Raw genomic sequence first — 7,076 nt, forward strand, 5'->3', positions numbered from 1 at the left:
ACACCGCTACCATTTCAGTCTTCTGAACAATTTTGGGATCACGGCTTATCCATCATGAACCCGTGGACGAAGACTTTGTCCGTATCGTGGTGGGATATGCGGATATTCAGGGGGTAAGGCAATTGCTTCAGTTTGGGGACCACATCTGGATCACTGATCCCCCAGAAGCGGTAAAAATCACTGCTGATCTGGCTAATGAACTTGCGAAACGACATAGTGGGGCCACAAGTCCTGAATCATAGAGACCAATGATGGGCATCGGGATACCGTCGTAGCATCTCTGTTGAAAACGGTAAGAGGTGCGCTAACAAACTAAGAGCCCTCGAGAGTCTGGGATTGCCCGCAATTTGTGGACACGTAGTGGAGCTACCTAGTGGTGAGGCAGCTATTTCTTTTCTGTTTGTGGTTAGACCAATTCGGTTCTCGAAGTCGACGGGGCTGGCCATCCCGAGTGCTTCAGTGCCGGCGCCGACGGTTGTAGACGACTTCAATCCAGTAGGCAACGGCCTTGCGTGCGGCATCACGGCATCGCCATCATTGGCGACCAGCACTTGTCATTCCGTGTTTGGTGCACACCCGCTATAGATGGAGCATCGAGGAGGATTCCTACTCATCCTCTCATGGTGAACCTAGGCAGCTAGCACACCGGCACGTCCCCGGGGTATTTAAGGACCGAGACTGGGCTATCCCTCCAGATAAGTGAAATCATCCTAATAGCAGCGCGCCAGAATGGCTAACCATCTAACCTCGCCAACACATCGTTTCGTTTAGACCGAACTTTCTTTGCTCCAAGAGCGTAGCAATTCGAGCAGTTCATCCTGTTGTGTACTGGACAGGTGGTTGAGTGCTTTTCGCTCAGCTGTGGCATGGGCTTCAACGATGGACATTATTCGGTCGTGTCCTTCTGGCGTTAGTGTCAGAGTTTTTCCTCGCTTATCGCTGAGATTTATTTCTTCATCGATGAGTCCTTGCTTCTTGAGCTTGTTAAGTCTTCCGGTAATTCCGGCCTTTGACAAAAGTAGGCCGTGTGCAAGTTGTCCCGGGGTGATGTTTTCCTGGCGGAGGATCGTTGCTAGAACATCGAAGTCGCCTGGAGCCAATTCAGCTTGTTCATGGACGATGGTCACTTCGTTTTTGATTGCTCTTAACAGATGGGTGAGGCGAAGGGTTGTTTCCATTGCATCCACATCGACGTGGGGGTTTATCCTCGTCCATTTGTTCATGGCTGTGGAGATGGGGTCCATTTTGTTCCTTTCGGGTTGCTGAAACTTAGTGTAGCGCTTGACAAAAGAAGTTCGGTAGCGAACTATATAGTTTGTCAGCGAACAATCTATGGAGATTTGAGATGTTAATTTCTGAACCCGAAATAGTGGCAGATGCTTCCTCCTCTCGTCTTCCGAAGGCAAGATTGCTGGTGGATGCCTCGGATGCAAAAGGAAATGTAAGTGTACAAAACATTCAACTTTTTGATGGGGACGAGGGAGCCGTCCCACATTTTCATAGGATTTCGTGTGAGTTCTTCTACGTCACTCAAGGAGAGCTGGAGTTTTGGGAGGATGGCCAAATTCACCAGCTAGGCGCGGGTGATTGCGCATTGGTTCTTCCGGGAGTTCCTCATGCTTTTGGAGCCGCTAAGGGTAGCAACGCGGATGTACTGGTAACTATCGCACCCGGTGTGGAGAGGTTTGAGTATTTCCGTATTTTGGGCGGGATAATGAGTGGCAAGGTGCCTGAAGATGAGCTTGCCCGTCGAGAAGATGAATTCGATACGTATTTTGTGGATGCACAAGATTGGAGAGCGCATAGAGGAGGATAGCGATCCAGAATCTACGCTGCTTGCACTCTGGATGCAGGGGGGCGGACTGCGAGTGCTTTAGAGGATTGATTATTGCCAAACATGTCAAATCAGAATTCGAGAGCAGATATGCCAGTCCTACAATTGGCAGGGTTAGCGTTTGCCGCTTTCTTGGCCATAATGACCGAGACCATTCCTACGGGGGTTTTGGTTGATATGGGTGAGTCCTTTGCAACGACAACGGGAAAAGTAGGACAGTTTCTAACCGTTTATGCAGCTGGATCTGTGGTGGCTGCAATACCGGTGATGGCAGCAACTCGAAAAATGCCGCGTAAGCGTCTTTTGGTTATAGCTATCATGGGGCTTGGCGTTTTCAACGCTCTCACTGCTATTACTTCGTATTTGTGGTTAGCCTTTCTTGCTAGGTTTCTTGCCGGTATGGCCGGAGGTGTCGTTTGGGGCCTTGTGGCAAATTACGCTCGGAGTTTAGTCAGTTCGGAAAACCAAGGTCGCGCACTTGCCATTATCGGTTTTGGGCAGCCTTTCGCCTTAGCTTGTGGAGTCCCGCTTGGTGCATTAGGGGGTGAACACTTTGGTTGGAGGTTGACGCTTGGCATGCTAACAGTCGCATCCATCGTTTTAGCGTTATGGATTGCGTTTGCGGTTCCTCCCCGGCCGGGACCTGTCGGAGATGGCCCAGGAGCCAATGTTCTTAAGAGATCGATTTTGATGCCTGGTGTGATGGGGGTGCTTGTAGCGCTTTTCGGCTGGACAGTAGCGCACAACATGGTTTACACGTACATTCAACCTTTAACCCGTGGTGTGGGAATAGCTCTTGGAATAGATGTTGTGCTTCTATTTTTCGGGATTTCTGCGGGGATCAGTATTTTACTTACTGCTGTCGTTGTAGATAAGAGATTGCTTCTGACTGGTCTAATCTCTGGCGCGTTGATGCTTTTAGGATTCTTGCTTTTGTCGGTACCGGCAGCTCCCAACTATTTTTTCATTTCTGGAATAATCATCTGGGGACTGGGATTTGGTGGTGCACCGACAGTTCTGCAGACTGCCTTAGCTAGAAATGCAGGTAACTTGGCAGACATTACACAGTCCTTTTTCGTTACTATCTTCAATTTTGGTGTAGGTATCGGTGGTGCGCTCGGTGGGGCAATATCGAGTCTTTGGGGTGCTTCTGCCCTTAGTGTTGGTGCAGGAGTGATGTGTGTCTTGGTTTTCGGATTGCTCGTTGTAAGGAGTAGAGATTTTGGAAGGCAGCTTTGAGAGCTAGGCCACACACTTAGGTCGGGAAGTGCTTCTTAAAAAAGGCTTGAACTTCCATCTTGAGTAGCACACGCCAAGAAGTCTCGAGACTTCAGTGTAAAATAATTCCGCTGGCATTCCCTATTGAAGTTCTATCTGCGAACTCGTCGCGGGAGAGTTGGCCCACGCCGGCGGGGAGGCAGCCCAGTAGGGGCACGCCGGTTACCTGCGGCATTTCTTCCACGTTCAGTTGAGTCGCCAGGTCCGGCTCGGCGGGAAGAGAACCGCCAATGAGTCCTAGAACCTCTAGGCCTCGGGTGCGGGCGGCTTCGACGGTGAGCTCCGCGGCGTTGAGGCTTCCTAGTCCAATGCTGGTGACCACGATGAGGGGAGCGCCGAGGTCGGCGGCGATGTCGGCCAGCGTGAAGTTGTCAGCCAGTCGAACGAGGAGGCCGCCGGCGCCTTCCACGAGTACAACGTCGGCGTCGATGTTGCGAATCCACTCGACGAGTTCTGTGCGGTCTGGCTGGGGCATTCCAGCGCGCCGGGCAGATAGGTTGGGCGCGAGTGGCTCGGGGTAGCGCACAAACTCGCGGGTCTCAACCCCGGCGAGGCGGGCGATGGTGGGGGCGTCGCCAAGCCCGGCAGGCTCACCTGTCTGAACGGGCTTAGCCACGATGACGTGCTTGCCGGCAGCCTTGATCTGGGCGGCGAGAGCAGCGGTGGCGATGGTCTTGCCCACGTCGGTGTTGGTTCCAGTAATGCAGATGATCATGCTGCCTCCCCGGCTGCGTGGATGGCGCGGCAGATGCGCGCGATGTCGTCGTCGGTACAGATATAGGGCGGCATTGTATAGATAAGCCGCCCGAACGGCCGCAGCCACACGCCTTGCTCTAGTGCAGCTTCAGTGGCAGCGGCCATGTCAACGTCGTGGTCCATTTCCAGCACGCCGATAGCGCCGCGGACCCTGGTGAGGCCGGGCGCACCCACGAGGCCGGCGCGGAGGCCCGCTTCGATTCGCGGCACGTCGTTGAGCCAGTGTCCTTCGGCGATCAGTGCGGTGGATTCCGCCGCCACCGCGCAGGCCAAAGGGTTGGCCATGAAGGTGGGGCCATGCATGAGAGCGTTGGGCTCCATGCGCTTGACGACGTCCTCCGTAGCTAACGTCGCCGCCAATGACATGAAGCCGCCGGTTAATGCTTTGCCAACGCACATGATGTCCGGTACAACGCCGGCTTCGTGGGTCGCAAAAAGCGACCCCGTGCGCCCGAAGCCAGTGGCGATTTCATCGGCGATCAGGAGGATTCCGTGCTTGTCACACAAACGGCGAACACCCGCTACTAGCTCGATGTCATGGAATCTCATCCCGCCCGCGCCCTGCACACCGGGTTCGATGATGATGGCGGCGACGTCATCAGTAATGAGACGCTCCATCTGTGCCAGGTAGTCGGCGCGATCGGATTCGCTGGCTCCTTCCGTGGGTGGGGCGGCGGCGAAGACCTGTTCTGCCAGTGCACCTGCCCACAGCGAATGCATCCCGCCGTGTGGGTCGCATACGCTCATCGCGCCGAAGGTATCGCCGTGGTAGCCAGAGCGCCAGGTCAGCAGTTTCGTGCGGCCCGGTGGAGAGGCTTGCAGGGCCATCTTGATAGCGACTTCGACGGATACGGAACCGGAATCTGAGTAGAAGACATGAGAGAAGTCCCCGCGGGTCAGTTCCATAAGCTGAGTAGTCAGACGTGCTGCGGGCTCGTGGGTGAGCCCGCCAAACATGACATGACTAAAGCGATCAATTTGTTCTTTGGCGGCGTTGACTAGTCGAGGGTGCGAATGTCCATGGCACGCAGCCCACCAGGAACTCATGCCGTCGATAACACGGCGGCCATCGGCGAGCTGGAGAAAGGCACCATCAGTGCCAACGACCTCGAGTGCCGGCGCGCCGGGTGCGGCGTACGGATGCCACATGTGGGCGGCGTCCATTGCCGCTACTTGAACGCTGTTCAAAAACTTCACCCATTTATCTGTACCACACACAAAAATTGTGCATAATCCCTTGGTATGACAATGATTGAACGGCGTTCAAGAAAACGGATTCCGCCCGCCATTCCTGCGGTTGCGGGCATTGAGATGTGGGAGCGTTTTAGCTTCTATGGGATGCAGGCCATTTTGGCCTATTTCCTCTATGACCAGGCAGGTGGGCTGGGAATTGAACAAAACCACGCCACCGCCCTCGTTGGCGCGTATGGAGCTGTGCTCTATCTTTTTACGTTTGTCGGCGGATGGGTCTCCGACCGAGTTCTCGGTGCTGAGCGCACTCTTTTGGTGGGGGCATTCCTGTTGATGTGCGGGCATGTCTCGCTGTCCCTGATACCGGGTTTCCCGGGTCTCTTCGCCGGGCTGTTTCCGCTTGCGCTCGGCTCCGGCTTGCTCAAAACCGCAGCCATCACGGTCATGGGGGCTGCGTTTCCGGCGGAGGGCAACAACAGTGCATTCCAGATCTTCTACCTCGGCATTAACGTGGGTGCAGTAGCTGGGCCGATGCTGACTGGCTGGCTATCCACAGCCTATGGCTATCACGCAGGTTTTGGCGCCGCTGCGGGCTTGATGCTTATCGGTTGCGTGTCTTATATGCTGTTGCGCTCCCGCCTTCTAGCAAGCATTAGCGTTGACATCACCCGTCCTTCCAACCCGATTTCCCCGAAGCATCTCGCCGCAGCGGCAGCTGGTTCTGTTCTAGTCTGCGCACTTGGGATCTGGTCGCTTGCCTCGGGCGCTCTAACGCCTGACCGGATGGCTTTTGTACTACTGCTTACTACCGTGACGGTGGCGGTGGGCCTGATTATTACTATGTTGGTCTCCCCGCGAGTGAGTGCACCTGAGCGTCGCCGAGTGAGAGCCTTCCTTCCGCTTTTTGTGGCATCCACAATGTACTGGGCTCTGCAATCCCAAACGTATGGGGTGCTTGCGGTGTATTCCGATCAGCGCCTTGAGCGCAGCATCGCGGGGTTTGAGATCCCGGCGGCGTGGACGCAATCCCTAAATCCCTTCTTCATTTTGGTCTTCGCTCTGCCCATTGCTGCTTTCTTGGCTAAAAGGACGGTGCACCGCAACCGTGTGATGGGCTGTGGTCTGGTACTAGCTGGTGCGGGATTGTTTCTCCTCTTGCCTTTTGTGGGTGCTGCTGCGGTTCCGTTCCTGGCGCTGGCACTGTGCATCATGCTCATGAGCATCGGAGAGCTTTTCATTGGGCCCATCGGTATGGCGGCGACGGCTTCCTATGCGCCAGCGGCTTTCAAGACCCGCTTCTCGGCTTTGTTCTTCCTCTCCCTAGCCATCGGAACCTCATTGGCTGGTAGTTTGTCCACACTGTATTCGGCTGACACCGAGTTCTTCTATTTGGTTCTCGTGGGCATTGTCCCAGTTATTACTGGTGGAGCTATCGCTCTTTCGGGCTTATGCAGGGCAAAGCTGTCGTAGGAGCGGGCGATTGGCGGAAGTTGCGCAAACCGTGTTGCGCTGGTGGCCTCAGGTGCTCAGTGCTGCTAGCAATTATGCCATTGGGGTAATGGAGAATTGCGCGATAGCTATGGGACTGGGCAGGGGCTGGGGGCTTACGGCTGGGTTTAGAGCAGCGGGCAGAAATAACACCACATGCTGTAACGTCCTCGCCATCTCGTTGAGCGTAAGCGACTGTAGTCATCTTCCGGAGCGGGGCGGCAGCCAAGTGTTAATCTGCCTTTTCGTGTAGGCGATTATTCCGTGTCGCTATCACTGCGCAACCACGGCCTTGCAGCTCGACCGGCTACGGTGCCAAATACTACGGCGGTTATTGCTGCAATGGCTGCGAACACTTGCGCCGGGGATTGGGAAACGGTCGTCTTGACAACCCACCATTCAGCAAAAAGTATGGCGATGGCGGCAAGCAAGACACCGAGGGTGAAGATGGCTAGCTTCTTTTTATTGTGAGTTGGCATTAGGTGTCCTTTGCGCTATTTGAAGCGTCATGGGTTTAGTTCCGCTTCTT

At 54.9% G+C, this 7,076-nt stretch carries 7 protein-coding genes; 3 read left to right on the plus strand and 4 right to left on the minus strand.

Translation table 11 applies throughout. From position 1 onward, the window contains the following. Positions 1-767: 767 nt before the first annotated feature. The gene (locus HMPREF3149_RS10335; protein ID WP_070537958.1) at positions 768-1,244 is read right to left on the minus strand and encodes a MarR family winged helix-turn-helix transcriptional regulator; all 477 of its coding nucleotides are present in this window, start codon (positions 1,242-1,244) and stop codon (positions 768-770) included. Positions 1,245-1,345: 101 nt separating this feature from the next. Between HMPREF3149_RS10335 and HMPREF3149_RS10340 the strand changes: the two genes are divergently transcribed. Both HMPREF3149_RS10340 and HMPREF3149_RS10345 read left to right on the plus strand, forming a co-directional pair. Beyond that, complete coding sequence (locus HMPREF3149_RS10340) at positions 1,346-1,816, plus strand: cupin domain-containing protein (RefSeq protein ID WP_070537960.1); 471 nt, start codon at positions 1,346-1,348, stop codon at positions 1,814-1,816. An 81-nt stretch (positions 1,817-1,897) separates the two neighbouring features. Next, complete coding sequence (locus HMPREF3149_RS10345) at positions 1,898-3,073, plus strand: MFS transporter (RefSeq protein ID WP_070537962.1); 1,176 nt, start codon at positions 1,898-1,900, stop codon at positions 3,071-3,073. Positions 3,074-3,164: 91 nt separating this feature from the next. Here the strand turns inward: HMPREF3149_RS10345 and bioD are convergent, their stop codons facing one another. Together bioD and HMPREF3149_RS10355 are read right to left on the minus strand one after the other, a co-directional pair. Beyond that, positions 3,165-3,827 carry a dethiobiotin synthase gene (gene bioD / locus HMPREF3149_RS10350; protein WP_070537964.1) on the minus strand — a complete coding sequence of 221 codons (663 nt, stop codon included), beginning with the start codon at positions 3,825-3,827 and terminating at the stop codon, positions 3,165-3,167. Next, positions 3,824-5,065, minus strand: coding sequence for an adenosylmethionine--8-amino-7-oxononanoate transaminase (locus tag HMPREF3149_RS10355; protein WP_141741514.1), 1,242 nt, complete (start codon positions 5,063-5,065; stop codon positions 3,824-3,826). Before HMPREF3149_RS10355 ends, bioD begins: the two co-directional genes overlap by 4 nt. A gap of 45 nt (positions 5,066-5,110) precedes the next feature. Between HMPREF3149_RS10355 and HMPREF3149_RS10360 the strand changes: the two genes are divergently transcribed. Then, a complete protein-coding gene (locus HMPREF3149_RS10360) occupies positions 5,111-6,529 on the plus strand; it encodes a peptide MFS transporter (RefSeq protein ID WP_070537967.1) in 1,419 nt (472 codons plus the stop codon). 275 nt (positions 6,530-6,804) lie between these two features. Here HMPREF3149_RS10360 and HMPREF3149_RS10365 read toward each other — a convergent pair whose 3' ends face one another. Beyond that, positions 6,805-7,026, minus strand: a complete 222-nt coding sequence (locus HMPREF3149_RS10365; protein WP_042528670.1) for a hypothetical protein — start codon at positions 7,024-7,026, stop codon at positions 6,805-6,807. Positions 7,027-7,076: the final 50 nt, after the last annotated feature.

Origin of the sequence: Corynebacterium sp. HMSC05E07, assembly GCF_001807225.1 — a bacterium.
Lineage (GTDB): Bacteria > Actinomycetota > Actinomycetes > Mycobacteriales > Mycobacteriaceae > Corynebacterium > Corynebacterium singulare.